The sequence below is a fragment of the Leptospira bouyouniensis genome (assembly GCF_004769525.1).
In the GTDB taxonomy this organism is placed as follows: domain Bacteria; phylum Spirochaetota; class Leptospiria; order Leptospirales; family Leptospiraceae; genus Leptospira_A; species Leptospira_A bouyouniensis.
On sequence record NZ_RQFT01000012.1, the window covers coordinates 331,611 to 356,504 of the forward strand.

Sequence of the window (24,894 nt, forward strand, 5' to 3'; positions counted from 1 at the left end):
ATATCACCAATCTATTAATTGTCGAATCACCTACCAAAGCGGCAACCATCACTTCTTACTTAGGTAAGGATTGGATGGTTGTGGCGACAAAAGGTCATATCAAAGACCTGCCCCCCAAAACCTATGGGGTGGATATCTCAAACCAATTTGAACCTGAATATGAGTGGTTAAAAGGTAAAAAAAGCCATTTCGCAACCATTATCGCTAAAGCTAAAAAATCATCCTGTATTTACATAGCGAGTGATCCAGATCGCGAAGGTGAAATTATCGCAAAACATTGTTTTGATGAACTTTCCAAGTTAAAAAAACCTATATATCGACTGCGACTAAAAGAAATTACAAAAGAGGAAGTAAATTTACAAATTCAAAAGAAGTTAGGATTAAGTTATGAAGCAATTGAATCACAAATAGCAAGAAGAGTGATTGATCGAATTTTTGGCTTCGAAGTATCTCCCGATTTATGGCGACAATTAAAAATTCCATCACTTTCAGCTGGAAGAGTCCAATCGACTGTTTTACATTGGATCTGCGAAAGAGAAAAAGAAATTCAAAACTTCTCGAAAGAAACCTACTTCCAGTTGAAATTACAAGGTATTTTGAACCAAAACCCAATTGAATTAAAATACCTTTCAAAAGATAAACTTAAAAGCAATGACATTCAAGCCATTTTATCCGATATCAAAATTTTACCGGAACCATCCCGATTCAAGGAATTAACATTAACAAAAATTAAGACAAAAAAAATCAAACGTAACCCTCCAAAGCCATTTTCTACTGCCAGTTTGCTTGAATCCAGTTTTCGAAAGTTTCAATTTGATTCGAAAAAAACGATGCGGATTGCCCAAAGTCTTTTTGAAGGAAAAAAATTACATTCAGGTGAAACTGTCGGACTTATTACTTATATGCGTTCTGATAGCACAAGGGTATCTGAGAAAAAACGAAAGTTAGGTGAGAGATATTTAAAAGAACATTATCCGAATCTTTTATCGGAAGTAAATAAAGGTCAGACAAAACAAAAAAAATTTTCACAAGATGCACATGAAGCGATAACTCCTATTGATCCTAATCTTACACCAAATCAAATACGATCGTTTTTATCGATCGACGAAGGGAAATTATACCAATTAATTTGGGAGCGATTTTTAACTTCACTGATGAAACCGGAAGTAGGTGAGGAAGTCATTTATGAATTTCCAGTTGGGAAACATATGTTTGAGTATTCCTTTGAAAAAATTTATGATCCGGGATTCAAAAACTTTCCACTTCCAAAGGAAAATCTTGAAAAAACAAATATAACTGCGAAACTGGGAGATCGTTTTTTTTACCAATCGTATTCCGCGGATGAAAAAGAAACGGAACCTCCACTCCGTTATACGCAAGGCAAATTGGTTCAAAAAATGGAAGACACAGGGGTGGGTCGTCCATCTACATATGCGACCATTCTTGACACTCTAAAATTAAGAAAATACATCGTTGAATACCAAAAAAACATTGGTCCATCAGCGCTTGGTTTAAAAGTTGATGCTTATTTGTTTTTGAATTTTCAAAACTTGATAGGAGAGTCATTTACAAAAGATTTAGAATCTCAGCTCGACCAAATCACTGATAACAAAGAATCTAGGGTGAAATTAGTATCATCTTTTTATGATTTATTGAAAAAGATATTAAAGTCCCCCAGAAAAAAACTAGAATCTCCATCATTAGCGATTACAAACCAAAAAGAAACTTCGAAGTTAAAGAATCCGATTTTCGAAAAAGAATCTCTCCGTCGAGGTTCGCAAAAGAAAGAGAGTCCAAGATTTGTTGAGAGTAAAACTTGCCCAAAGTGTTTAGAAGGATTTGTGAAAACCAAACTTGGCAAAAATGGAAAAACCATTTATTTTTGTTCGCGTTACCCTCACTGTGACTACATCACCTATGACAAATAAACCAGAAAAAACGTTGGTCCTTGTGAATTTGGGAGGTCCTAGAACTCCTGCTGAAATTGAAGTATTTTTAAAAGATTTATTCTCAGATCCTTTCGTCTTTGATTTGCCATTGCCAGAATTTTTACGTATTCGTTTGGCACGATTTATTGCGAAAAAAAGAGCACCGAAAGTACAAACTGCTTATGCATCAATGGGTTTTGGCGGTGGGTCTCCACTAGTAGAAGAAACAGAAAAACAAGCTTTAGCATTAGAAAAAATTTTAAACAACGATTCAAGAGTGCAATGGAAAGTATTGGTGGCAATGGCTTGTGCCTACCCAAACATTAGGGATCCCAAGTTTACTAAACCAGGACCAGATACCATTTATCTTCCGTTATACCCTCAGTTTTCAAGGTCAACTGTGTTATCAACTTTATCTATTTTAGAATCAAAATTTTCTGAATGCCCAGTTGGCAGTGGTGGTTACGTTCCTCATTTTGGTCTAGAACCAAAATTCCATCAAATTAGTGCTCAATTTATTTCTGATTTTTTTACTAACCAACTTTTTCCCGAACAATATTTACATTATCCAGATGATAAACCCAATTGTGATTGGAAAGATATTGATCTTGTTTTTTCAGCACATGGTATACCGATGCGACTTGTTAAAAAAGGAGATCGATATATGGAAGAGGTGGAACTTTCTGTGAAAGGTATAACTGATGAACTTAGAAAATATGGTTATAGAGGGAATATTCATATATCTTACCAAAGTAAGGTGGGGCCTGCGAAGTGGACAGAACCAAGTACAATCCAAAAAATAACCGAGCTAGCAATACAAGGAAAACATATTGCTGTTTATCCAATTAGTTTTGTCAGTGATCACCTTGAGACATTGGAAGAAATAGGCGAACAATTTAAGGAGTTAACATGGGAAAAAGGAGGAAAATCATTTGTTCGAATTCCTACTTTAAGCGTTTACCCAGAATTTATACAATTCCTTGCGGATAAAGTAAAACAAACCGATTCGGGGATCAAACACTGTGTTTGTAAAGAGAAAGGTGGTGAATCACTCCGACATTGTCGATTCAAAGATTGATCGAAGTCCTATCCCTTTTCGGTAATTGCCATAAAATTTGATATCTTTTCCTTTTGATTTCCAATCAGTTTCAAGTCGATTTAATGTTTCGTTGAATAGGTATAATTTTTTGTCATACGCTGGGAATACCCCTTCCCAAGTGGTCTGGTAAAATGCTTTTGACTCTTCCTGTTTCCCTGTGATGGTGGCTCTATCTTTTTCAACTATAGACTTTAATAGGTCTCTGTTTTCTCCACCATCTAACTTTGGATAGATCCAAGTTTCGGAGTGTAAATTGGTAGCCACTCTTCCTTCAAAAATATCCGAATTACACAAAACACCAAGTGCTTGGATTCCTTCGTTTTTTCCAAATAAAACACCAAAACAAGGTTTTTTTGTGAGTTTAGTTTCACCAAACCGAGTGATGGTGGAGATTGTTAGTAAATTGGGAACTTCATTTTTTCTAAGTAAAGGCTCAAGTAATGGTAATAATTTCTTTAATGAAGTACAAATGCGAACAGTTCCATTTAAATTCTGAATTTCATCGATATTAGAAAGAGAAACTCCTGTTTTAATTTGGATTCTCGGTGAAAGATAATCTGCTAAATGGCAAACCAAATCACCCATTCCATTAGGAAATGAAACAGTTCCATAAGTTTTCTTTTTGTTTTTTTTGATTTCTTGGAAAATGGTGCTTTTACCATTCCCATTCCATTGAGAAAAGATAGTCTCTGCTTGCAATTCTGATAATCTTGTTCCATAAATACCACCTAATGCGGGCTCAATTATGTTTTTAGTCACAGAAGAACCGAACATCCCAGAACTCCAAGATTCAAAATTTAAGCTGGAATCAAATTTTAGTTTTTTGAGAAAGATTGAATATAGAAGTTTTGTTCCTGAAAATATGGAGATAGGGAATTGTGATAGTCGTTGGTTTATCCAAAAATACCTACGTTTTGATGCTTTTTTAGGGAATACTGGGGAGAGGCCAATATCATTTAACATCGATTTGATATCATCGGTTAAGAGGATTCCATTTGCTGCAAGTTCAACGAGTCCTTCCTTTTCTCTTCTGGTCCCAATCAGACCACCAAGGTTACTTTTTTCTTCAAAAAGTGTTACAAAATTTCCTTTTTTAACATGGTGGTATGCAACGAATAAACCTGTGATCCCTCCACCATAAATAAAAATTTCTTCATTCATATTGCTTTTGAGAATACTGGTTTCGATGGTTGGTTCACTTGGAGTTTTTCATCAAATGCCATTGCAACAATACGTAAAAAAGGTTTCCCTGCTTCAGTGATCACAAGTGTATCATTTTGCCACTCTATCAAATGATCAGATTCCATTTCAGCTAGGAATGGTTTCACATGATTTTGTAATTCGTGTGGGACATTTACTTTCCAAGTTGTCATTAGAGCCAATATCAATTGTTTTCTCAATTGGTCTGAGTTTGTTAGTTTATGCCCACGTAGAATTGGTAATGAGCTATCAAAAAGAGATTTTCGATATTTCATTTCGAGTTTAATATTTTGAAAAAATAGATTTGGAGTTTCCGAAATGGCAGAAGATCCAAGTCCTAACATAACGTCTGTTTTGGAATCACTATATCCCATAAAGTTTCTATGTAATTGTTTTGAATGAAAAGCTTTCCACAATTTATCATGAGGGAGTGCAAAATGGTCCATACCAATTTCACGATAACCTTCTTTTTCAAGAATAGCTCTTCCTGTCTCATATAACTCGCGTTTGAGTGTAGGCTCAGGTAAATCATTTTCGGTGAATAATCGTTGGGAAGCCTTTATCCAAGGAACGTGAGCATAAGAATAAAACGCAATCCGATCTGGTTTGAGTTTCAATGTATTTTCCATTGTGTATTTCATGGAGTCAAGTGATTGTTTAGGTAAACCATAAATCAAATCAAAGTTAATCGAATCAAACCCTAGTGCTCTTGCTTCTAATGTTATGTTTTCAGTGAGTTCAAAAGGTTGGATTCTATTGACAAGCCTTTGGACTTCTGGATCAAAATCTTGAACTCCTAAACTTATACGTTTGAAACCTAATTGCTTTAAAAGTTTGAGCTGGGATACTCGTGTCCTTCTTGGATCTACTTCGATTGAATACTGCGAGTCTTTTGCTTGTGACAACTGATTCAAAATGAATTCGATCGTAGATTGAAGGTTGTAATCAGATAAGTATGTAGGACTTCCTCCACCTAAATGAAGTTCACTGAGCTCTTTTCCTCTAAGGGAAGGAACTTTTTTTAAGTATAATTCTAATTCTCTCAGAATAGCACTTACATAGGGTTCTTCTACTGAGTGGTTTTTTGTGATTGAAGTATTACAACCACAAAATGTACAAAGAGTTTCGCAAAACGGAATGTGGAGGTAAATAGCTAATTTTGATTCAACTGGAGAAAGGTATGTTTCTAAAGATTGGATACATTCTTCAGTTGTTGGTGAATCAGTCCAATATGGAACAGTAGGGTAACTTGTATACCTTGGTGCTGGTGTATCATATTTTTCAAGTAAGTGTTTCATGTACTAAACACCTTTCGTGTTTCTTCGATGAGTGTATGGACCGAAATTTCAGGTGTGTATTGTAATACACCATGGCCGAGACCTGCGACCCAACCAACCCGATCTTTTGGGTCCAAATCTTTTATTGGTAAAAGATATTCGCGAATTTTTTGTTTGAGGGTTATTGGCTCTGCAAACAATAATTCCTGGTCAAAATTTCCTTGGATGAAGCCTTTCCCACCAAATTCTTGTAAAATGGTACGGATCGAAAAACGATGATCAACTCCAAATCCAACTAAATCTGAAATTGAGTGTATTTGGCGAATCTGTTCTTCTGTGGAATTTTTTGCATAGTATCCAATTTGATTTGGGAACATTTTTGTAAGTTCTGATATTGGCTCTGTTACGTAACGATGAAAATTGATTGGGTCTAACATACCTGCGGCTGTATCAAACATCATGACGACTTCTGCGCCACCTTGCAGTTGTAATTCTATATTTTTTTTCAGAAGGGGGAGTAGAATCGAATAAAAACCATCTACAAAGTTTTGGTTTGTTTTAATAAAAGCTAGGTTTCCATCATGTTTGCCAATACTTGCATAAGTCATGAGTGTAAATGGTCCACCAACAAATCCGATTAAAGATACATCTTTCGGTAATACTTCACGTGTACGAATCACTGCCTGTTTTTGAAAGTGTAATCCTTCGATCGCTTCCTCCACTGATTTTAGTTTATTGAAATCAGAAGTGGAGGTGAGTGAAAATGAGAGTTTAGGACCTGGATCATATGTAAGTCCCATTCCCAATGCTTCAAGTGGAAAAAGTAAGTCAGAAAATAATATACTTACATCAAAACCAAACTCTTTTACTGGGCCTAATGCTACTTCTGCTGCCAGTTCAGGTTCTTTACATAATTCCATAAAACTATAAGTTTCTTTCAGTTTACGATAGTGGGAATGATACCTTCCCGCTTGTCGCATAAACCAAATTGGAGGAACATCTTGGGGGACTAACTGAATCGCATTGGCAAATCGTTCATTGTAGTATTTGGTTGTGATCATAGATTAGTCCTTTAATGCTTGTTTTGTTTTCTCGAGAGTTCTGTTTATAATATCGACTGTATGTGCCGTTGATAAAAATCCAACTTCATACCCGCTTGGTGCAAGATAAACTCCTTGGTTTAAGAGTTTATGGAAGAGTTTTGCAAAATTGGATTTATGTGACTCTGGGATTTGATTTATGGTTCGAATTGGATTTTCTGTTTTTGACTTTAACCAAAATAAACTCCCAAAAGTCACAGCTTCCCAATTTGAATCACCTTTTTCAGATAAAATTTTTACAATTCCATCTGTGAGTTGTTTGGTGGCATTTTCTAATTTAGTATAAGGATCTTCTGTCCAAGCTTTTGTGAGAGTTTTAAGTCCAGCTCTCATTCCAATGGGATTGGCAGATAAGGTTCCTGCTTGGTAAACTGGTCCACTTGGCGCTACAAGGTCCATTAAGTCTTTTTTACCAGCATAAGCACCAACAGGGAAACCACCTCCAATGATTTTTCCGTAACAAACCAAATCAGGGACAATTCCCGTCACACCAGCCATCCCTTGAAATGAAACTCTGAAACCCGATATCACTTCATCAAAAAGAAGTAGAACTCCATATTTTGTTGAAAGATCACGACATTTTTTTAAGAATTCAATTCTCTGTGGCAGTAAACCATAATTAGCTGGTAAAGGTTCGATCGCCAAACACGCAATATTAGATCCTTCCCTTTGGAATAATTCTTCCAGTTTTGTTTCGTCATCTAATGGTAATACAAGTGTGTTTTGAATGATTTCTGGCCCAATTCCCTTACTATCACTAGAACTGAGGCCCGCAAGACCTGATCCTGATTTCACTAGTAGTTGGTCTAAATGTCCATGGTAACAACCGTCAAATTTTAAAATTTTATTCCTTCCAGTTGCAGCTCTTGCGACACGAAGAGCACTCATCACGGCTTCCGTACCTGAGTTTACAAATCGAATTTTTTCAACCCAGGGTAGACGTTCCGTGATGTATTCGGCAAGTTCCAGAGAATAAGGTTCACAAGCTCCAAATGACCAGGCTTTCTTTACGGTATCTTCGACCACTTCTTGGATTTCCGGATTTCTATGACCGAAAAGAAGGGGACCAAAACTCAAACAATAATCGATATATTCTTTTCCTTCGACTGACTTAAGATAGGCGCCATTTGCTTCAGTAAAAAAAATGGGTGTACCACCCACGGAAGAAAATGATCTTACGGGGCTATGTACTCCGCCAGGAACCACTTGTTTCGATCTTTCAAATAATAATTCCGAATTCATGAATACAACCTCTTGGCTATCCTTGCACCATATGTAATTAAAAACGAAGATCCGGCTCTGCGAAACACATCCCATGTTTCTTTCAAACCATCTTCAAAATCTAAAAAACCCTCTTTAGCCAAATATGCAAGACTTGCGTATTCACCACTGACTTGATAGGCACCGGTTGGAAGTCCAGTTTTGTCCTTAATCGGTCCGATTAAATCAATTGCTGTCATACCCGGCTTTACCATTAACAAATCTGCACCTTCTTCTTTATCTCGGATCGAAGTATGGATTGCAGTGTCTCTGTCTCTCACATCAAGTTGGTATCCACTTCTGTCGCCAAACTGTGGTGAGGAGTCAGCAGCTCCACGAAATGGACCATAAAAATGGCTTTTGAACTTTGTAGAATAACTCATAATGGGAACATGAATATGATTGTTATCATCAAGTATCTTTCTATGTGATGCGACTCTTCCGTCCATCATGTCACTGGGAGCAATCCCATCAGCCCCAGCATCTGCATAAATCAGAGCAAGTTCAGATAATCGTTGTAAGGTTAATGGTAAGTCAATGGTTCCTTTGGGATGGAAATGGCAACAATGACCTGTTGTCGTTACTGAGCAGATACAAGTATCTAACCATAAAAACATTTCAGGAAATTTTGATTTGATAGCACTGATGTTTGTATGATAAAAATCCTTTGAGAAACTTGTATCTGATTTTTCACTTGGAACCATAAACAGTAAAAACTGAGTTACTCCTGATTTTAAATCAGATTCAATTTGTTTGAAAATTGTTTGATTGGTATCACGGTATACATCAGGTAATCCTTTGATGGGTTCTTTTTCAATAAGCCCTTCCACAAGGAATAAAGGTTGGATCATTTTGTTTACATTTAAGGAACCAGATTCACTCAAATGACGAAGGTATTTGTTGGAACGTAATCGAAGAGTTTGTTTTTTCATGGTTTGATGTACCTCTCGACCCAAGATTCAAAAGATAAAGAAACAAATACTTTGTTTTTGGAGCCTTCTTCGCCTAGCGTGTGTTTGATTTTACGAAATGTTGATCCTGGTCCTACGAAATGAATTACATTTAATAATTCTGGGTATCGTTTGGTAACGATGTCGAATTCTGATCCACTCCGCCAGTAAGCTGCTTTGATTTTGGAAGTATCAAAGGGGATTGGAATTTCAGGAGCAGAAACAAAGTAGGTGGGAATCACTGGATAAATACTCGAGTGTTTGTCTGAATCCAAATGTGTAAGTTTGACAAACTTGGTTTTCCTTCCCAAAATGGAATCAATCTCAGGAGGTTCACTTTCCCCAAGTCCATCGCAAGTACCATTCACCCAAAAGCCACGAAGTGCTAAGTCTTTCCAAGTGGAAAGACCTGCTGACCAAAGGATTTGATTACTTGGATTTACCGATAAATCTAATGGAAAGGCGTAACCTCTTGATACAAAGACATCAACATCCTTGGGAATGGAGTAGGTTAATCGCTCTCTCTGTCTTGCCGCCATTTTTGCGTTAGGTGGCCATACCTCGTCTCTGGAAAATGTTAAATTAGGGCTTCCGGATAGTTCTTTCGTCTGCAAAATTTGACCATCTTCGGTTACCCCTCGAATGAAAGAAACTTTGCCATAATCTCTATGTAATACAGTCACTCCAATTTTTTGATGGCATCCTCCACCGTAACGAGATAAAATTTCTCGTTCTTCGTTTGAGGTTTGTTTGGTTTCCAAATCTGAAATTTCAGCTAACATGGATTCGAGGTGTTTGTCTTCTTTTCTGATCTCAGCACATAATGTTCCTTGTGCAGGGGCACTTGGAAAAATAGATGAGGGTAATACCATAAATAAAGAAACATTCATCGTTTCCCTTATGAGCTGTTTAACTTCTTTTAGTTCAGGCAACAAATTGCTTGGATCTTGGAAGTTTACGATTCGGTCTAAGGCAGCTTTTGCTACTAGAATGCCACCAGATTCATGGTCTAAGTATTTGCGTAGTCTTGTTTGGATGTTCCCACGAACTGATTCGATTTTGATTTCAAAGTTACTGATGGGAGTTGGAAAGTAGTTCTTTAAAAATTCTTTGATGTGGTATTCTCTTCTAGGCGAAGAAGTTAAAATTGTAATTTCATTGGGTAAATTGATCCACTTGTTTTTTTTAAAGAGTAAAACATCTCTTACATCTTCTCTCTTTAATATAGGGATAAGTGTTGTATCCTTTCTTTCTTTTAGGTCCATATCTTTAAATGAATGGATGACTATATCTAATTTATGACTGAGTAAGTCTTCTTGTAAATCCTTCGTAAAGATTCCCCTACCGGCAAATTGCCATAAAGGAGTTGTAAGGTCTTTATCACCTTTTGATTCACTAAAGAAAGTTTCGAAAATTTGATTTTTGTTTTTTTCTTTGAGAGCAGACGTGACTGTGTGGATTTGGATACGAGAGAGTAGGGAGGATCTTCCTCCTATTTTGATTGTTTTAGACAAGTAAGTCTTCCCATCCATTCATAATATGTATTTGTTCTTCCTCCCGTTCCCTAGTGAGTTCCGTAAGATAGTATTGTAAGTCCATTTTAACGTTTTGGATTTGTTCGTCAGTATCTGATAAATCGTTTAAGATTTGAGTGAGAGGAATATAATGTCGGTATCCATGATTTTTTGGAGATTGTTCTCTGAAGTCTAGAATGAGGGAAGCAGAGTGGATCATCTCATCCCAGTTAAACGGTAAAAAACTTGATGCAATGACAATGGCTTCGTTTCCAGGTTTATAATCTTCCCAATGAAAAGTTTTGATAGGAAAACTATTTTTTAATTCTTCTAGCCGATTTTGGTTTCTTCCAATCAATCGAATTTGTTTTTGTTTGGACACTAAATACGGTAAAATCGAATCAACTAGTTTTCCGGTGCCAAGTAGTGTTACTTCATTATGGTTTTGTAGATAAGATTCGGTGATACTTCCATATGTTTGTCTACCGATCCCAGTTAAGTATTTGGACCGAATTTGTTTGGTGTGTTCTAAGATTTGGTCTCGCAAGCGGAGTAGGGAAACTGCAAAATTGGATCCACATGTATTTTCTTCTCGAAAACGATCACGAAACTGAGCTTGGATTTCGGATTCACCGAATAATTTGGAACGTAAGCCAGAAACCACTTCTAATAAAAATCGATAAGCATCAAACCCATGGTAAACTTCCCATCCATTTAAAAATCGATCTGATGTCTCGATTGGAAAAATCCTTTTGTCTGTGAATACAAGAGACCTTTGACAAGTTTGCCAAACCTCTAGGCGCGAATCGTCTAAAGGTTGGACAATGGGATCAGTCGAATGGAGTAGAATCAGGTTTGACCACATAATTTTATTCTATCAAATACATCGTTGTAACTGTCACAAGATTGTCAGTTCCTAAAAAAATAAAATGTGATAATGATACTTAGTCTCAATTGGAAGGAGAAGATTAGAATGGAAAATAAAAATTGGAAGGAGTTACTCACACCACTTCAATACCAAGTGACTCGAGAAAAAGGCACCGAACGGCCGTTTACTGGTGAGTATTATGCTCACAAAGAAAAAGGTACATACCTCTGTGTATGTTGTGGGGAAAAATTGTTTTCCTCTGAATCTAAATATGATTCTGGGAGTGGTTGGCCGAGTTATTATGAACCCATTCGATCTGAAGTGATCGCAACAGGAACAGACAAGTCACATGGAATGGTTCGTACGGAAATCCAGTGCCAAAATTGTGGCGCTCACTTAGGGCATGTATTCCCTGATGGTCCGAAACCAACTGGACTTCGTTATTGTGTCAATTCTGCTTCCCTCAAATTTCAAAAGTCAGAGTAAGATAAAGATCGATTCTTGACCTTTCGCTTTCAGTGACAATTTTCAAATCCTGAAAGCGATGGGAATCCGAGTTGTTTCCTTCTGATTTAAAACATTTGATTCGTTCGGTAGCAATTTTTACATTCAATGTAAACTGACAAAAACTCTCTTTCTGTTGTATTTCTATTCTTGCAACCAGGAAACTTCTTCACAAGTCTCCCATTTTTTTACAGTTGTTTCTTTGCCTTTGGATAGGACTAGGGATTCAGAACGGATTCCTACTCGTTTTACGATTTGATTGGCAAGGGAAGTGTAATGGAGTGCTTCACAACTATGGCCTAATTTGGTTTCCAATTTTGCCATTTGGAATAAAAGATGTGCATTCCCCTCTGTTTCTTTCATGCCAATCGATTGTTTGAGTAAAATTGCTTTTTTTAAATCATCCCTTGCAGAAACTAAATCTCCTGTTTCCATTTTATGTTGGGATCTTGTTTCCAAATCTGCGATTACTAGCGGAATCCGAGAAAGCCTTGTGTGATTTAAGATTTCATCAACTGACTGGTCCAAACTTGGATCTGCCCACAAACCAATGGAAATGATGAAAAATAAAGCGATCTGGTAAAACTTCATACGTTGGTTCCTTGTCATTTTCAATTCAAGGATGAAATTGCATAAATTGTGCCAAATTAAGGAAATACTCCTCGACGGCAAAAGAATCACAGATTCCATGAAATTGACTCTGGCCGAGCGATCGCCTTTTTGTTTCCTACAGGAAAGAGGGGGGAGGAAAGTCCGGACACTAGGGGACAATCGGACCAAGTAATGCTTGGGCTTTTTTTTTCCAGCAATGGAAAGGAAGGGACGGAAAGTGCAACAGAAAGGATACCGCCTACTTCGGTAGGTAAGGGTGAAATGGTGGGGTAAGAGCCCACCGCTTTGTTTGTGAAAACAAAGGCAGTGTAAACCCTCCGATGTGCAATCTCAAGTAAACAACCGTTATGAGCCTGTCCCGCCAGGTTGTGGGTAGAGAGCATTAGATAAATGATCGCCTAAAACAGAATCCGGCTTATGGGCCAGAGTCACCTTTTTTTAGAATCCCTTGGATCACCTCTTCTTCATTCGGTGGATAAAATACACAAACTAAACTTCTAATTTTTAAAATGGTTTCTGCTAATTCTGTTTTGGTTTCCGTTAGGTGCCAATTTTCAAATCCGATCAATATTCCACATGTTTCTTCCATTCCAGCAAATTCTTTGTTGGAATAATGACGCATATCATTCTCAAGCAAAAATTGTTTAAGTCCATTTTCTTTAATCGATTCTTCTGAATGATACAAAACAACGATCTCATTATTTTCAATTTCTAATACTTTTTTTGCATACCCATAACACCACCGAATTTGATCTGTTAGATCCTCATCGTTTTTGATAAATTGGATATCGGAGAAATTGTTTTGAATTGGTGATTCTGAAAAATCATTGAGCAGTCGATTGGCAAAGGAAACAATTTCAGGTGAATTTCTGATGTTTCGTTTGATATCCCATATATGAACCGGTAGTGTTTGTAAATAATCCAAAAATGGTGTGGAGGTGTATTTTAATCGTCTGGAAACAAATAGGATCCATTCTTTTTCCTCCCAAAATAATTTGGACAAAAACAAAAAGATATCGCTTTGAGATTTGTCTTGTAGGATCTCTTCGATTCCATCGACGATAAGAATATCGATGTGATTGTGCTCTATCTCGTGGTAATTGGAAATGAGTTCGATATTATTTTTTTCGGGAATTTGGAGGAGTTCTTCTTTCCATATTTCATATAAGGCTTTTGCGCCCTGCCATAATAAAACTTTTTTTCCTTTCCTTGCATTTTGAAGTGCAAGCTCTCCGCATAATATCGATTTGCCGGATCCTTGGCTTCCATACACTAAATTATGAGGATAGTTGCCAATCCCTTCTACTAATGAAAATTGTTCCTTCGTAAAAAATAATAAATTCTCGTCTTCTTTTTCTTTGTGAGAACGGAAGGTTTGAAAAAAGTTTAGATTTTTTTTAATGATTTCATGAGCTTTCGAAAGCACTGTGTCAGGCAAGGCTTCTCTTCCACTTCTATAAAATATCGATTCTAAGATATCATTCAAATTAGTTTCATCATCTACTTCTTTGCCACCAAATACAAATAAGTTTTGGTCATTGGGAAGATGGAATTCTTTCCTTTCATTTTTCAAAAAGAAAATGGCACTATCATAATATTCTTTTGGAAACAAATCAACAAGTTGGTTGTGGTTTTTAAAAAATTCACGTATAATATCACGTTGGGTATTAACTTGTTCAATGGGATTTTTATAGGATTTGCCTTGGACTGGTTCCCACTCACGTCCCCTTACATTATAAAATTCCCATTCACCTTTTTTTTGTCTCCATTTCCCATTTTTCAATTCGATTGTGATCACGCCATATGGAGATACCACAAGGAAATCAATCTCACGCATCGGGACATCAGGAGTGATCAGTGTAAGTGAATAATAAATATTACAAGGAATTGTAATCTCTTTTGCAAATCGATTGTAAAAATGGGATTCTAGAGAGATGTCTCTCGTTTTTCCGTGAAACTGTTTGGGATAAATCATTTTTTAGTTCTGTTAACTTGGATGTTTCGGTTCTAATGGCGATATGAAACGGATACCACAAACCTTATTTTTCTGCCTATTGTTTTGTGCCTGCGCCGGTGGGAATATCAAAATAAAGATCAAACCTGATCTTTCAGGTGACTTAGTCATTTATCAAAAAACAATTACGAAGAAACAAAAGGGAATTTTTTTGGGTTCTGGTCTTACCGATACAGGGGAGTTGGAGATCACCCTAAAAGAAAGATCATACCAATTTGGGAACTACACCCATATGTTGCCTCCGGGCTTTCGGTTCATCCAGTTCACAGAAGACCAAACAACCGAAATCCAATTAGCCATTGATACGAGCAAAGATTCACCTTTGTTAAAAGCACTTCAAATCAACCGAAACGAGATCAGTTCTATACTTTCAGAAGCCAAATTACGTGATGACCTGCTTCGTTTTAATACATTGGTTGAATTCATCCAATTTGAAGTACATTTTCCATTTCCCATCCAGAAAGTGAAATTTTTAGATCCGAGAACCGCTGGTGAGTGGACAGTGCGATTGGATACTAACAAAACAATGATTGTAAATATTCCCTTACATGCAGTTTGGGCTGGCGAACATGCGTTAACAGTCGTTCAAATTTTCCCTGAATGAATATTAAGTTTTGTGAAAGTATTCAGAATTTAGTTTATGGATGACATCTTTAAGAACCTTTCTTCTTTCTTCTTGGTTTGGCAAAAGTTCTTTTAGGTTTCGCCTCATAACAAATATTGTCTCCAGTAGCTCATGGTCTTCTTCAGGAAGGGTTTCTTCAAATAACTTTCGTAATGTGGAAGAAACTCCTGCGAACATTCCATCTGTTGAAATAGCAAACTGAATTGGGCCTATTGAAACTGTGGATGAAGAATAAAAATCACAGTTTTTGGGATCGTCCACAGAATTTACCCAAATCCCTTTTGATTTAGCAAGAGCACGATACTTCTTGTTGGTTTCAGGGTCACTAGTAGCTAAGAATATGATATCACGATGATTCAAATCATCTTCTGTGACAGGCCTAGTCTCTGTTTTGATCTGCGGGTATTTTTGTAAAAACTTTTGGACATCTTCGTTATAGGAAATAGAAATCAAATGTAGATTTGCACCTGTGAATTCCAGTCCTATCAATTTTTCTAAACATGCATTCCCACCACCAACTATGAGAATGTTCCTTCCTTCTAAATTCAGAAAGATAGGATATTTTTTTGTGTCCATTTCTAAATTTCCGTAGTGGTGGTAGAAAAATTCGCAAGTCCGGTGTTAGATTGATCGCTAGTTAGAATTGGGCGAACCACTTCTCCAACATAAAGGATTCCTGGTCCTTTTGTTTTTTTCTCGATACCATCTAATTTAGTTTTGGCGAGAGTTGAGGTTGTAAAAATTACATTTTGACTCCCCGCATTTTCGAGAAGAGCAATTGGAGTTGAAGGATTCACTCCTTTTTGAATGAGCCTTTCTGCCAGTTCCTTCGTTTTTTGACTTCCCATCAGGATGACGATGGTGCCCGGAAAATTTTCCATACCCATCCAACTTCGTTCGTCTTCTAAAATGGTGTGTCCATCAAGGATGATGATTTGGCGAGATATCCCTCTTACCGTAAGCGAGAGGGAAAGATCGGCAGCTCCTGTTGTCACAGAGCTCACTCCAGGGATCACTTCGTAGGGAATGCCTGCGTTTTGAAGGTTATGGATTTCTTCCGAGAGTCGGCCAAAGATGGATGCGTCTCCCCCTTTGAGTCGGACCACTTTTTTACCTTTCATTGCAAATTCGACGAGCAGTGTATTGATTTCTGTTTGGGTACGGTAGTGTTCTTTGGCTCGTTTTCCGACATAAAGGATTTGTGCCGATTCAGGGAAAATATCTAAAAAACTGGGATCAAGTAGGGCATCATAGAGAATCACTTCTGCCGATTCGATTCGATTTTTTCCACGGAGTGTCAATAAGTCGATGGGACCTGGGCCACCACTCACGAAACTTACAAAACCATGTTCTGTCTTATTGGAGGACATATCTGTTATACCTTGCAATATTGCTAGAAATAGTCAAGTGAATGCCTAATTATTTCTACAAAATCTCCATTTTTTTAGTTTACTCGGCTCTAACCTTAGGAAAAGATTCAATTTATAAGACTTTTTGGATGTTTTACTGGAATCCAACACAAGCATAGGTTTTTATGTTATCCGATGAGAAGCGCAATCGATTTTTACAATTACTGAAAGAATCCACCAAAGACGAATGGGTGTGGATGTCGGGATACCTTTCTGCCATCACACAAGCAAGTATTGGGGGGAGTGTGGATGTTTCCCTAAATGCTCCTGTGAGTATTTCCTCGAATGACCCATCACACGGAAATCTAAAAGCAGCTCCCATCCAATGCAGTGTTGTGTATGGAACCGAAACTGGAAATTCCAAAAAGTTGGGAACAGAACTTGTTAAAAAATTAAAAGAACTTGGTGTCCAAGCAAAATTAAAGAGTACAGATACTTACAAGGCAAAAGACTTAAAAGAAGAAGAATATCTCTTCGTGATTGTTTCCACTCATGGTGACGGAGAACCTCCTCAAGCGGCAAAACCTTTCATCCAAATTTTATCCGATACCAAAGATTCGCTTTCAAAGGTAAAGTTCGCTGTACTCGGGTTAGGTGATACTAGCTACCCACTATTTTGCCAAACAGGGATTGATGTAGATAACCAATTAGAAAAACTCGGTGCGGAACGAATCCATTCCCTTGGAAAATGTGATGTCGATTTTGAGTTAGTATCAAAACCATGGATGTCTGAACTCATATCAAAACTCAATACAATTTCCAAAACGGCAACGACACAATCCTCGAAACAAACCCAATCAACTGCTACTAAACCAAGTTCAGGTGGAAAAGTTGTTTATGAAGGTACAGTTGTCACTAATCTTGTGTTAAACGACATTGGATCGACAAAGTCAACTCGTCATATCGAAATCAAATCTGCTCTTCCCATTGATTATTTGCCCGGTGATAGTGCTGGTTTTTTAGCATATAACCGAGAAGAAGAAGTGAATCGAATTTTGGGATTACTACAAACTGACAGAGAAACAAGAGTCACTTATAAAGGTGAAACTTGGATGTTGTTTGATTTACTCCGCAAAAAAGTTTCTATCCGTTTTTTACCAGAACGTGTTATCCAAAAGTATGTGACACTTGCAAAAAAGGAAATCCCATCTGGCAAGTTAGATTTAGATGTTCTTTTGACATTATACCCTGCTGACACAAAACTCGAAGTACAGTCCTTAGTTGATATTTTAGAACCCATAGTTCCTCGGTATTATTCTATTGCATCAAGTCCTTCTGCACATGGAGATGATGAAGTTCACCTAACCGTGGCTGAGGTTGAAATTGAAACTTTTACGGGTATAAAATCTGGATTTTGTTCAGGTTTCCTATCTTCATTAAAAGAAGGAGATAGTGTTCCTTTTTTTATACAAAGGAACAACTCATTTCGATTGCCAAGCCCTGATACGGATATTGTGATGATTGGTCCAGGTACAGGTATTGCACCGTTTCGAAGTTTTTTATTTGAAAGAGAGCAGTCTGGTGGGAATGGAAAAAATTGGTTAATTTTTGGAGAAAGGAACTTTGTCTCTGATTTTTATTACCAATCAGAACTGTTAGAACTAATGGACACCGGTGTATTACATAAATTGAATACAGCATTTTCACGGGATACAAAAGAAAAAGTATATGTCCAAGACAGAATGGGAGAAAATGCTGCGGAACTTTTGAAGTGGATTGAAAATGGAGCAGTCATTTACCTTTGCGGATCAAAAGATCCAATGAGTAAAGATGTTGATCGTAAATTAATCGAAATTTTATCCGAAAGAACTTTTGACATTGGAAAAGAAGCTTCAGATTATTTAAAAGAATTAGAAGAGTCTGGTCGTTACATAAAGGACGTTTACTGAGGAACGTATGGCAGAAGCAAAAAAAGAAACTCTCGCAGAAAAAGTAAAAAGACTAAGCCGTGGACTTCGAGGTACTCTCGTTGAAAGTTTAAAAGACGAACATACAGGTTCTCTTCGTTCTGATGACCAACTCCTACTCAAATTCCATGGAATGTACCAACAAGATGACAGAGACAGAAGGGATGAACGTGCTCTTAAAAAATTAGAACGTTTGTATTCCTTTATGATTCGGCTTCGAATTCCTGGTGGAATGATTGGACCAGTCCATTGGGAAGCATTACATAATGTTGCTGGTGAAAATTCCACTGGAACAATCAAAATTACAACAAGGCAAACTGTCCAACTTCACGGTATCTTAAAGTCCAAAATCAAACCAACGATCAAAGCTTTTGATTCTGTGTTTTTAGATTCGATCGCTGCATGTGGTGATGTAAATCGTAATGTTACTTGTACATCGAATCCTGCAGCAAGCCCTCTCCACAAAGAAGTGTTTGGTTATGCCGGTGAGATCAGTCGATCCCTTTTACCTAAAACAAGAGCATATTATGAAATTTGGTTGGATGAAAATTTATTAGCAGAAAAGGAAGAACCTGAAGATCCTCTATACAAGGATGTTTATCTCCCTCGTAAGTTTAAAATTGCCATTGCAATCCCACCTTATAATGATGTGGACCTTTTTACCAATGATATTGGACTCATTGCGATCATTGAAAACGGGCAACTACTTGGATTTAACGTAGCTGTTGGAGGCGGACTTGGTACAACTCATGGAAACCCAGATACTTACCCAAGAGTTGGAACTGTTTTTGGTTTCATTCCTAAAAAAGACATATTAAGAGTTGTATATGAAATTGTCACAGTCCAAAGAGATTTTGGAAATAGAGAAGATCGAAAACTTTCTCGTTTAAAATATACACTAGATCGGTTAGGTGTTGAGTTTTACAAACGAGAAGTGGAAAAACGCGCTGGTATTAGTTTTGAAGCTGCAAAGGATTTCCAATTCACAACAAGGTCTGACGATTTTGGTTGGAAACAAGATGCAGCTGGGAACTGGCATTATACCGTTTTTGTCGAAAATGGAAGAGTATGTGACGAACATGGTTATAACTTAAAAACCGCTCTGCTTGAAGTTTCCAAGACAAGAAGAGCTACATTTCGTTTTACTTGTAACCAAAACTTAATTTTGTCTGATATTTTCCCAAAAGACAAAGATCTTATTGAATCAATCCTTGTGAAGTTTGGCGTGCATCGAAAAACAGCAGAAGTTTCTCCGATTCGAAAAAACTCCATCGCTTGTGTAGCTTTAAATACATGTTCGTTGGCGTTAGCGGAAGCACAAAGATACCTTCCAAGTCTTATCGATAAAATTGAACCACTACTATCAAAGCACAATTTATCTGATGAGCCAGTTTCCATCCGAATGACAGGTTGTCCCAATGGATGTGCAAGGCCATATATCTCTGAGATTGGACTTGTAGGTACCTCATATGGTAAGTATAATTTACACTTAGGTGCAGATGCTGAAGGTTATAGACTCAACAAAAAATTTAAAGAGGATTTAGATGAGTCTGCAATATTACATGAGTTAGATGGATTATTTGGAAGATTCTCAAAAGAAAGAAATGGAAAAGAGTCTTTTGGTGATTTCATCAATCGGATTGGGATCTTAAATTAGGATCCCAATTTGGAAGTTTGATTCCAGTAAGTAGCAATGATGGCACCTGCAACTAGGTGCCAAATTCCCCACCAAGCACAAATCATCGCCATCCCACCTAGACCATCAAAGAAACTAAAAACAATGGCAAGACCTAAACTAGAATTTTGAATTCCGGTTTCGATTGAGATTGTTTTCCGATCGCTCTTCGGTAACTGAAATAATTTTGCAAAGTAATATCCGATCGAAAGTCCTGCTAAATTCATAAGGAATACAAGTCCGAATAGCAGGTGAATGTATTCTTTGAAAAATTTCCAATTTGTTAGCAGGGCACCGATGATAAAAAATGCAAGTAACAAAATGGAGATCCTTTGTACGACACGTTTCACAGAATGAGTGAGTTTAGGAAATCGTATTTGAAAAAAGATTCCAAGTAGTAGGGGAACAACGAGCAGTATTGTAATGGAAACTAAAATCTCGATTGGACTGACAGAGATCGATTTAAGATAACTCCTAGTGATCGGAAGGATATTTCCCCAAAAGAAAAATCCGATAGGAGTCAATAGAAAGGCAAAGGTCGAAGAAAAAGTTGTAAGACTCACTGAAAGGGCCAAATTACCTTTCGCCAAATGTGTGAAAAAATTCGACATATTTCCACCTGGGCAAGCGGCTACAAGGACCATTCCCAAAGCTAGGCCTGGATGTGGATTCAGTACCCAAATGATAAGAAGAGTCGCTATCGGCAACAGTAAGTATTGACTGACAAGACCAATAATCGCTGGTTTAGGATTTCGGAAGAGGAGACGGAAGTCTTGGAGTTTTAATTCCAATGCGACTCCAAACATAATAAATCCAACCAATGCATTGATAAGATAAACGGATTCTTTGTTAAAATTAAGTCGAACTCCATTGATATCCATTTAATCAGACCATCCTACTAAGATACGACGTGGTCCTGTGAAGGGAAGCCTTCCATGCGAAACTGAAAAATTATCAATGATGAGGACGTCACCTGTTTGCCAAGGGAAGGCAACCATATGTTTCCAAAACACATCTGAAATCGATTTCATTTCGTTCACAGAAATTTCTTCTCCATTCCCGTAAGTCACATGTACATCATGTGATTTTTGACCTGCTAATCTTTTTAATATCGTAAGTAGAGTAAGTAGTATCGCAACACCGAGAGAACGAATCGTTTTTTGTCGTTTTACAATCTTCCATACCTCGCTAACGGCTGCTTGGTAGTGAAATGTTTGTGAATGGTTATGCCATGCAATGGTATTTGCTTCTGGGTGGATTCGAAATCCGGATTGTTCATTGGTGATGGTTAACGAATCTTTGCCAAACCATTCCAATTGAAATCGGTTTTGTTCAGCAATTTTTTTAACTTCCTCCAAGTTTGTGGTTCCAAACATTTCATCCCATCGTTTTGTTTTCCAAAGTGAAAATCTGGATTTTTTTGAAGGACCATCGTATCGCCTTCTATATCGAATACCATGTTTTTCAATTTTTTCTTTGATCTTTGGATGTACATGATGATACACTTCACGAAGGTCAGTGAGTGGAGTTTCTCCTCCAAAAGCAGAAGCTTTTTCTGCATAAAAAAATAATAACTTTGGAGGATTGTCTAAAAAACTCATTTCAGCATGTTGCATGATAGGATAGTGAGGAGGTAATTCACTTGCAGTGAACACATGTTTAACAACTTGGTCTCTTGGAGACGTACCTAAATAAAACTCCCCCAACTTTTTTTCTTCCGTTGCATAAAGGATCGATTGGAAATCTAGTGCTTCATGTACGGGGAAACTTCGGAAAAGAATTGCTCCGTGATTTTTTAAATCTTCGCGCCACTCATTTTGGTGGGATCGGATCCAATCAGTGAGGTTCTCAATTTGAATGTCCTCGAGTGGTTCATAGACAAGAGGAAGTTTCGTTCCCTGAAGGAAGGATTTTTTGATCCATTGTTTTTCGACAGTTGTTGATTGACTCATCTTACTGTCAGATTAACGACATTAACTTTCAGGAATCAAGTCAAAAATCTGCTATAATGGAGAAAAAGTTCACAATAGCATGCCTGCCGCAACGGTTTGGTTTGTGCCCTCATCGACTAAAATAAAACTCCCAGTCCCTCTAATTTTGGAATAGGGATCATAAGCGACAGGTTTTGCGGTTCGAATGGTGATTTTACCGATTTCATTCAATCCAAGACTAGCCTGTTCTTTTTTTTCGTGAGTGCTTGTTTCGACTTTGTATTCTAACGAACGGATGGAAACTTTAACGGCATTTGTTGTTTGTCGGAGTAAATACTTGGAACCAGGTGTGAGGACTTTTTGGTCCATCCAACAAATATGTGCTTCCAAGTCTTGGGAGATGAATGGTTCTTTCCCGGTCACAACAAGCATGTCACCTCGACTCACATCGATTTCATCTTCCAATCGAATTGTAACAGACATTGGAGAATAAGCAGTGGTGAGTGGGCCATCATAAGTATCTATGGCTTTGATTTTAGAAGTAAGTCCACTCGGTAAAACGGTTATAGGATCTCCAACTGTAAAGTGACCACTTCTGATTTGACCCGCATAACCTCTGTAATCATGGTATTCTGTCGTTTGTGGGCGAATCACATTTTGTACTGGGAATCTTGGGGCAGGGGACTCTTCTTCTGTATGAATTTCGATTTCTTCTAAAAAATGAAGTAATGATTTTCCTTTCCACCATGGCATTGATGTTGAACTATCTACCACATTATCTCCATTCAAAGCTGAAATAGGAAGGAAATGAATGGATTTTAAATCTAAGTCTTTCGCAAATTCTAAGTATTGTTTTTTGATATTTAAAAATACTTCTTCCGAAAAATCGACCAAATCCATTTTGTTTACGCATACAACCACATACGGTAAACGTAATAGAGATACGATATATGAATGTCTGTAGGTTTGTTCAATCACACCTTTTCTTGCATCGATGAGGATGATGGCAAGGTCTGAATTAGATGCTCCTGTGACCATATTCCTTGTATACTGCACATGACCCGGTGCATCGGCTATGATGAACTTTCTCTTCGGAGTAGAAAAGTATTTATAAGCAATATCGATTGTGATCCCTTGTTCTCTTTCTGCTTTGAGTCCATCGGTGAGTAGGGCTAAGTTGATTTGCCCATTTACTTGCCCTGCCCTTTCGATTGCTTCCATTTGGTCCTGGAAAATCGATTTACTATCGTATAACAAACGTCCGATGAGAGTTGATTTCCCATCATCGACACTACCTGCAGTAATAAAACGTAAAATATCCATTAAAAATACCCACCTTTCTTTCTCTCTTCCATTGCCGCTTCCGAACGTTTGTCATCCAAACGGGAACCTCTTTCTGTTGTGCGGGAAACTTGGATTTCGCGGATGATATCATCAACAGAATTGGCTTCTGATTCCACAGCTGCTGTACAAGTCATATCTCCAACAGTGCGAAATCGAACGGTTCTTGTTTCTACTTTGTCCGTATTGTCTAAACTGATAAACTTTGAAACAGGAAATACTAATTCTTCTCTCCATACAATTTCTCTTTGGTGTGAAAAGTATAAGGAAGGAAGCTCTATTTTTTCTTTACGTATATATTCCCATACATCGAGTTCTGTCCAGTTACTGATAGGAAAAACGCGAACGTTTTCTCCTACATGGATTTTGCCATTATAAATATTCCAAAGTTCTGGTCGTTGGAGTTTTGGATCCCATGAACCAAATTCATCACGAACAGAAAATATTCGTTCTTTGGCTCTTGCTTTTTCCTCATCACGTCGCGCTCCGCCGATACATGCATCAAATTTAAATTCTGCAATGGTATCAAGTAAGGTAACCGCTTGGATGGCATTTCTACTTGGGAATTTTCCTTTCTCTTCCACTGCTTTCCCTTGGTCGATGGAATCTTGCACATACCGTACAATTAATTTTTCACCAATTTTTTCTGCCAGGTCATCTCTAAATTTTAGCGCCTCATCAAAGTTATGCCCTGTATCAATATGTACAAGTGGAAATGGGAATTTTCCTGGACGAAACGCTTTGAGCGCAAGATGGACTAAACAGATTGAGTCCTTACCACCTGAAAAGAGTAATGCGGGTCTTTCAAATTGGGCCGCTACTTCTCTTAAGATATAAATGGCTTCCGATTCTAGTTGGTCTAAATGAGAAAGTCGATGGGCGTTTGTCATATATATTATCCTTTTTTCGGCATGAGTTTACCATCTACCCAATGTAACCCACATTCCTTCTTTGATTCTTCTTCCCACCACCATCTTCCAGCTCGAAAGTCTTCCCCTGGTTCAATGGCTCGCGTACATGGTGCACATCCAATGCTTGGAAATCCTTTGTCATGTAACAAATTGTAAGGAATATTATTTTCTCGGATGTATTTCCATGTGGTTTCAAAACTCCAATGGAGTAGTGGTTGGTATTTGATTAAATTTCTTGCAGGGTCAGATTCGAATAAAGACATCTCTGTACGAAATCCCGATTGGTCTTTTCGGAGACCAGTCACCCATACTTCCATTCCATCCAATATGGAATCCAAAGGAACAAGCTTTCGGATTCGACAACATTCTTTACGTAAGTCTTGCGAATCGTAAAAAGCATTTGGGCCGTTTGCATTCACAAAATTTTGGATTTCTTTCGGATTTGGGAAATACGTTTCGATTTTTGCCCCATAACGGATGTTAGTTTTTTGCCAAACATCATAGGTTTCTTGGAAAAGACGTCCTGTATCCAAAGTAGCTATGCGGATCGGAAGATGATTGCTCAGAATGGCGTGAGTGATGGCTTGGTCCTCTAATCCAAAACTTGTGGTGAAGACCACTTTGCCAGGGAACTCAGAACTTAATTTTTTAAGGCCTTCGACAAGCGAAAGCTTGGCATAAGATTCTGTCAAAACTTCCAAATTTCCCATAATTCTCCCGTCCTAGCATCCAATGTTTTGTATATTGGACGAATTGTAAAGTATATTAG

General features: G+C 37.6%; 21 protein-coding genes, 1 other RNA gene and 1 pseudogene. 7 read left to right on the forward strand and 16 right to left on the reverse strand.

Annotation, left to right across the window (positions count from 1 at the left end):
- Positions 1–17: 17 nt before the first annotated feature.
- Together topA and hemH are read left to right on the forward strand one after the other, a co-directional pair.
- Positions 18–1,928 (forward strand): type I DNA topoisomerase, encoded by a 1,911-nt coding sequence (topA, locus tag EHQ43_RS15760; protein ID WP_135771685.1) that lies wholly within the window; start codon positions 18–20, stop codon positions 1,926–1,928.
- Entirely contained in the window at positions 1,918–3,006 is a 1,089-nt protein-coding gene (gene hemH / locus EHQ43_RS15765; protein WP_135754966.1) for a ferrochelatase, read from the forward strand. The genes topA and hemH overlap by 11 nt, the downstream gene beginning before the upstream one ends.
- On the opposite strand, the gene EHQ43_RS15770 is transcribed toward hemH, so the two are convergent.
- Genes EHQ43_RS15770 through EHQ43_RS15800 form a run of 7 tightly spaced genes read right to left on the reverse strand, consistent with a single transcriptional unit; the run spans position 2,977 to position 11,193 of the window.
- Positions 2,977–4,188, reverse strand: a complete 1,212-nt coding sequence (locus EHQ43_RS15770) for an NAD(P)-binding protein (RefSeq protein ID WP_135771686.1) — start codon at positions 4,186–4,188, stop codon at positions 2,977–2,979. The two genes, hemH and EHQ43_RS15770, sit on opposite strands and share 30 nt — an antisense overlap.
- Positions 4,185–5,525 (reverse strand): oxygen-independent coproporphyrinogen III oxidase, encoded by a 1,341-nt coding sequence (hemN, locus tag EHQ43_RS15775; RefSeq protein WP_135741531.1) that lies wholly within the window; start codon positions 5,523–5,525, stop codon positions 4,185–4,187. Before hemN ends, EHQ43_RS15770 begins: the two co-directional genes overlap by 4 nt.
- Positions 5,522–6,565: a uroporphyrinogen decarboxylase family protein gene (locus tag EHQ43_RS15780; RefSeq protein WP_135741532.1), complete on the reverse strand. Its 1,044-nt coding sequence runs from the start codon at positions 6,563–6,565 to the stop codon at positions 5,522–5,524. The genes hemN and EHQ43_RS15780 overlap by 4 nt, the downstream gene beginning before the upstream one ends.
- A 3-nt stretch (positions 6,566–6,568) precedes the next feature.
- Entirely contained in the window at positions 6,569–7,846 is a 1,278-nt protein-coding gene (gene hemL / locus EHQ43_RS15785; protein WP_135771687.1) for a glutamate-1-semialdehyde 2,1-aminomutase, read from the reverse strand.
- On the reverse strand, positions 7,843–8,796 hold the full coding sequence (hemB, locus tag EHQ43_RS15790; RefSeq protein WP_135741534.1) for a porphobilinogen synthase: 954 nt from the start codon (positions 8,794–8,796) through the stop codon (positions 7,843–7,845). The genes hemL and hemB overlap by 4 nt, the downstream gene beginning before the upstream one ends.
- On the reverse strand, positions 8,793–10,328 hold the full coding sequence (hemC, locus tag EHQ43_RS15795; protein WP_135771688.1) for a hydroxymethylbilane synthase: 1,536 nt from the start codon (positions 10,326–10,328) through the stop codon (positions 8,793–8,795). The genes hemB and hemC overlap by 4 nt, the downstream gene beginning before the upstream one ends.
- A complete protein-coding gene (locus EHQ43_RS15800) occupies positions 10,321–11,193 on the reverse strand; it encodes a Rossmann-fold NAD(P)-binding domain-containing protein (RefSeq protein WP_135771689.1) in 873 nt (290 codons plus the stop codon). The genes hemC and EHQ43_RS15800 overlap by 8 nt, the downstream gene beginning before the upstream one ends.
- Before the next feature lie 108 nt (positions 11,194–11,301).
- Here EHQ43_RS15800 and msrB point away from each other — a divergent pair, with 108 nt between their 5' ends.
- Positions 11,302–11,682, forward strand: coding sequence for a peptide-methionine (R)-S-oxide reductase MsrB (msrB, locus tag EHQ43_RS15805; protein ID WP_135771690.1), 381 nt, complete (start codon positions 11,302–11,304; stop codon positions 11,680–11,682).
- A gap of 162 nt (positions 11,683–11,844) precedes the next feature.
- On the opposite strand, the gene EHQ43_RS15810 is transcribed toward msrB, so the two are convergent.
- The gene (locus tag EHQ43_RS15810) at positions 11,845–12,291 is read right to left on the reverse strand and encodes an LEPBI_I1174 family sigma 54-regulated protein (RefSeq protein ID WP_135771691.1); all 447 of its coding nucleotides are present in this window, start codon (positions 12,289–12,291) and stop codon (positions 11,845–11,847) included.
- A 105-nt stretch (positions 12,292–12,396) separates the two neighbouring features.
- On the opposite strand from EHQ43_RS15810, the gene rnpB reads away from it, so the two are divergent.
- Positions 12,397–12,746, forward strand: an RNA gene (rnpB, locus tag EHQ43_RS15815) — RNase P RNA component class A.
- 1,151 nt (positions 12,747–13,897) lie between these two features.
- Here the strand turns inward: rnpB and EHQ43_RS19880 are convergent.
- Positions 13,898–14,287, reverse strand: a pseudogene (locus tag EHQ43_RS19880) (nuclease-related domain-containing protein); the annotation flags it as partial.
- Between the two features lie 43 nt (positions 14,288–14,330).
- Here EHQ43_RS19880 and EHQ43_RS15825 point away from each other — a divergent pair.
- Complete coding sequence (locus EHQ43_RS15825) at positions 14,331–14,930, forward strand: LBF_1134 family protein (protein ID WP_208731104.1); 600 nt, start codon at positions 14,331–14,333, stop codon at positions 14,928–14,930.
- 3 nt (positions 14,931–14,933) lie between these two features.
- Here the strand turns inward: EHQ43_RS15825 and EHQ43_RS15830 are convergent, their stop codons facing one another.
- Together EHQ43_RS15830 and cobA are read right to left on the reverse strand one after the other, a co-directional pair.
- Positions 14,934–15,527, reverse strand: a complete 594-nt coding sequence (locus EHQ43_RS15830; protein ID WP_135771692.1) for a precorrin-2 dehydrogenase/sirohydrochlorin ferrochelatase family protein — start codon at positions 15,525–15,527, stop codon at positions 14,934–14,936.
- 2 nt (positions 15,528–15,529) lie between these two features.
- The gene (gene cobA, locus EHQ43_RS15835; RefSeq protein WP_135741540.1) at positions 15,530–16,321 is read right to left on the reverse strand and encodes a uroporphyrinogen-III C-methyltransferase; all 792 of its coding nucleotides are present in this window, start codon (positions 16,319–16,321) and stop codon (positions 15,530–15,532) included.
- A 164-nt stretch (positions 16,322–16,485) separates the two neighbouring features.
- Here cobA and EHQ43_RS15840 point away from each other — a divergent pair, with 164 nt between their 5' ends.
- Both EHQ43_RS15840 and EHQ43_RS15845 read left to right on the forward strand, forming a co-directional pair.
- Entirely contained in the window at positions 16,486–18,249 is a 1,764-nt protein-coding gene (locus EHQ43_RS15840; RefSeq protein WP_135771693.1) for a diflavin oxidoreductase, read from the forward strand.
- A 7-nt stretch (positions 18,250–18,256) separates the two neighbouring features.
- Positions 18,257–19,924: an NADPH-dependent assimilatory sulfite reductase hemoprotein subunit gene (locus EHQ43_RS15845; RefSeq protein WP_135771694.1), complete on the forward strand. Its 1,668-nt coding sequence runs from the start codon at positions 18,257–18,259 to the stop codon at positions 19,922–19,924.
- On the opposite strand, the gene EHQ43_RS15850 is transcribed toward EHQ43_RS15845, so the two are convergent.
- From EHQ43_RS15850 to EHQ43_RS15870, 5 genes are all read right to left on the reverse strand, one after another.
- Positions 19,921–20,823 carry a bile acid:sodium symporter family protein gene (locus EHQ43_RS15850; protein ID WP_135771695.1) on the reverse strand — a complete coding sequence of 301 codons (903 nt, stop codon included), beginning with the start codon at positions 20,821–20,823 and terminating at the stop codon, positions 19,921–19,923. The two genes, EHQ43_RS15845 and EHQ43_RS15850, sit on opposite strands and share 4 nt — an antisense overlap.
- Complete coding sequence (locus EHQ43_RS15855) at positions 20,824–21,894, reverse strand: TauD/TfdA family dioxygenase (protein WP_135771696.1); 1,071 nt, start codon at positions 21,892–21,894, stop codon at positions 20,824–20,826.
- A gap of 69 nt (positions 21,895–21,963) precedes the next feature.
- Positions 21,964–23,196: a sulfate adenylyltransferase subunit 1 gene (locus EHQ43_RS15860; protein WP_135741545.1), complete on the reverse strand. Its 1,233-nt coding sequence runs from the start codon at positions 23,194–23,196 to the stop codon at positions 21,964–21,966.
- Complete coding sequence (gene cysD, locus EHQ43_RS15865; RefSeq protein WP_135741546.1) at positions 23,196–24,104, reverse strand: sulfate adenylyltransferase subunit CysD; 909 nt, start codon at positions 24,102–24,104, stop codon at positions 23,196–23,198. The genes EHQ43_RS15860 and cysD overlap by 1 nt, the downstream gene beginning before the upstream one ends.
- Positions 24,105–24,109: 5 nt before the next feature.
- Positions 24,110–24,835 (reverse strand): phosphoadenylyl-sulfate reductase, encoded by a 726-nt coding sequence (locus EHQ43_RS15870; RefSeq protein WP_135771697.1) that lies wholly within the window; start codon positions 24,833–24,835, stop codon positions 24,110–24,112.
- Positions 24,836–24,894 lie beyond the last annotated feature (59 nt).